Source organism: Kitasatospora aureofaciens, assembly GCF_019192735.1.
GTDB classification, from domain to species: domain Bacteria; phylum Actinomycetota; class Actinomycetes; order Streptomycetales; family Streptomycetaceae; genus Kitasatospora; species Kitasatospora aureofaciens_A.
On the sequence record NZ_JAHTKP010000208.1, the window covers coordinates 1 to 533 of the forward strand.

The window sequence follows — 533 nt, forward strand, 5'->3', positions numbered from 1 at the left end:
CGAGGCATCGCCACCCGGTATGACAAGACCCCGGAAAGCTACCTCGCCGGCCTCCACCTCCGTGGCGCGATGATCTGGATCAAGGACCTCACCCGGACCCACTGATCACGACCGAATACGCGCCCTAACGGCCTGGCGCTACCACCCGGTGTTCACCGACAGCCCGTTCGAGATGCTCCAGGCCGAGCTGCAGCACCGGCAGCACGCCACGATCGAGCAGGTCATCGCGGACGGCAAGGGATCGGCCATGGCCCACCTGCCCTCCGGGCGCTTCCAGGCCAACGCCGCGTGGCTCACCCTGTGGGCGATCACCCACAACCTGCTGCGGGCCACCAGCAGCCTCGCCAGCTCCTTCCACGCCAGAGCGACCACCGCCACCCTGCGGGCCCACCTGGTGAACATCCCTGCCCGGCTGGCGTCGCCGCGGTAGGCGGACTCGATGAGTTCGACGAGCGCGGGCACGTCCGCGGCGGTCGCCGGACGGAAGGCGGGTGGTCGGGTGGTGTCGGTCATGGGGTGAGTCCCTTCGTACG

General features: G+C 69.4%; 1 protein-coding gene and 1 pseudogene. One reads left to right on the forward strand and one right to left on the reverse strand.

The window, feature by feature from the left end:
- Positions 1-148 precede the first annotated feature (148 nt).
- Entirely contained in the window at positions 149-430 is a 282-nt protein-coding gene (locus tag KV557_RS42035; RefSeq protein ID WP_218207397.1) for a transposase, read from the forward strand.
- Here the strand turns inward: KV557_RS42035 and KV557_RS43970 are convergent.
- Positions 394-513, reverse strand: a pseudogene (locus KV557_RS43970) (GNAT family N-acetyltransferase); the annotation flags it as partial. The gene KV557_RS42035 and the pseudogene KV557_RS43970 sit on opposite strands and share 37 nt — an antisense overlap.
- Positions 514-533 lie beyond the last annotated feature (20 nt).